Annotated in this window: 2 protein-coding genes; both read left to right on the top strand. The window is 72.1% G+C overall.

Features of this window, described 5'->3' with window-relative positions:
- Positions 1–110: 110 nt before the first annotated feature.
- Entirely contained in the window at positions 111–1034 is a 924-nt protein-coding gene (gene metF / locus FNQ90_RS20975) for a methylenetetrahydrofolate reductase [NAD(P)H] (RefSeq protein WP_182607782.1), read from the top strand.
- 24 nt (positions 1035–1058) lie between these two features.
- Positions 1059–2048: hypothetical protein (locus FNQ90_RS27665; RefSeq protein ID WP_228471446.1), on the top strand; the 990-nt coding region annotated here is incomplete at its 3' end.

The following is a 2048-nucleotide window of genomic DNA, read 5'->3' as shown; positions in this document are numbered from 1 at the left end:
GGCCTGGCGGCCCGACTGCGGGAAGCCGCCGCGGAACGTCCACCGGCCGGTGGACGTCCGTTTCCCGGAACGTGACCCCATCCCCCTCCCCACCCGGGTAGCCTGCGACCATGGCCCTTGGACTTCCCTCCGTACGCACCGACCGCGCGCGGACGGTACGCGAACTGCTCGCCGCCGGGGAGCGCTCGTACTCCTTCGAGTTCGCCGCCCCCCGAACCGAACGCGGTGAGCAGATCCTGTGGGAGGCGATCCGGCGGGTGGAGGCCGTGGGGCCGACCTTCGTGTCGGTCACCTACGGCGCCGGTGGCACCTCGCGCGACGGCACCATCAGGGCCACCGAGCGGATCACCAGCGAGACCACCCTCACCCCGGTCGCCCACCTGACCGCCGTCAACCACTCCGTCGCCGAACTGCGCAACATCATCGGGCGCTACGCCGACGCCGGCATCCGCAACCTCCTCGCGCTGCGCGGCGACCCCCCCGGTGACCCGATGGGGGAGTGGGTGCGGCACCCCGAGGGCGTGACCTACGCGAGCGAGCTGGTCGAACTCATCAAGGAGTCCGGCGACTTCTGCGTCGGTGTCGCGGCCTTCCCCGAGATGCATCCCCGCTCCGTCGACCGGGAGACCGACATCCGGCACCTCGTCGCCAAGTGCCGGGCCGGCGCCGACTACGCGATCACCCAGATGTTCTTCCGCGCGGAGGACTATTTCCGACTCCGGGACCGGGTGGCGGGGGCCGGCTGCGAGACCCCGATCATCCCCGAGATCATGCCCGTGACCAGCGTGAAGCAGATCGAGCGCTTCGCGAGTCTGAGCAACGCCACCTTCCCGTCGGAGTTGGAGCGCCGCATTCTGGCGGTGGCCGACGATCCGGTCGCGGTACGCTCGATCGGAATCGAGTACGCGACCGAGCTGTGCGCCGAGTTGATGGAACAGGACATTCCCGGCCTGCACTTCATCACGCTCAACCGCTCGGTGGCCACGCTGGACATCTACCGGAATCTGGGCTTGCATCGGCGATCGGATCGCTGACGAGGCACTCACGAGAGGGCGAACATGGGCTGGACGGTCCTCTACATCGCGTTCGGGCTGGTCGCTCTCTGGCTCCTCGGCGAGGTGCTGCTGCAGTACAAGGCCCGACTGCGCTGGCGGCTGTTGGCCTTCTTCGGTTTCCTCGGTGTCGTCTTCGGCGTCCTGCTGCCGTCCGTACCGGTGATCACCCTGGGCGCACTGGCCTTCGCGACCGGTCAAACCCTGGTCACCCTCTCCTACCGCAAGGGTTTCTCCACCGGTTGGGCGCTGGGCGGCAACCCCGGCACCAGCCCCCGGCGACGCGAGGTGCGGCCGATGGAGCCGCTGCCCGACGGTCCGGCCGGGGCCGCCGAGCCGACCGGTGCGGACGAGGGCCACCCGCCCCGGGGCGGGGGACGTCATGAGCCCGCCCCCCTCGGTGGGGGACCGGGACGGGATGAGCGGGACACCGCCGGGGTCCTCGGTGGCTGGGGCGAGACCCCCGGGGAGCCCCACCGGGATCCCCTCGCCCGCCCGTACGGACAGGAGGACACCCACGCCTATGCCGATTGGTCGGACCCCGGTGCGGGCGCCGCGGGAACCACCGGCTCCGGAGCCGTCGGCGACGACCGGGACGGCTGGGAGACCACCGCGACCGGTCGGCCCGTGGGCGTCGGGTACGGCGGAGCCGACTGGTCGGGTTCGGATTCGGGCGCGCCGGGCACCGGCCCCGACTCCTACGGCATGGGCGACCCCTACGAGACCGGTGGTTGGTCCACCGTCGGCTACGGCGGGATCACCGACACCGGGGCCCAACCGGTGGCCGACTGGGGCGTCGCTCCCGGTACCCCGGCCGGTGGCTGGGGCCCCGAACCCACCCCGGCCGAGAGCGGGCAGGGCCCGGAGAGCACCTTCGCCGGCGGGTGGTCCGGCGTCACCGAAACCGGCTCGCAGGACTACGGCTACGGCTACCCCGTGACCGAGCCCGGATACCCCGGGGCGCAGAGCGCTCCGCCGCCCGGCGCCCCCTGGTCC

Origin of the sequence: Streptomyces alkaliphilus (assembly GCF_014141535.1) — a bacterium.
GTDB lineage: Bacteria > Actinomycetota > Actinomycetes > Streptomycetales > Streptomycetaceae > Streptomyces > Streptomyces alkaliphilus.
The sequence above is the reverse complement of the archived record's forward strand: the minus strand, read 5'-3'. Positions and strand labels throughout refer to the sequence as shown.

What these genes read in the sequence shown, in the direction of transcription:
- metF (WP_182607782.1), top strand. Translation starts at nt 111, where the DNA reads ATGGCCCTTGGACTTCCCTCCGTACGCACCGACCGCGCGCGGACGGTA.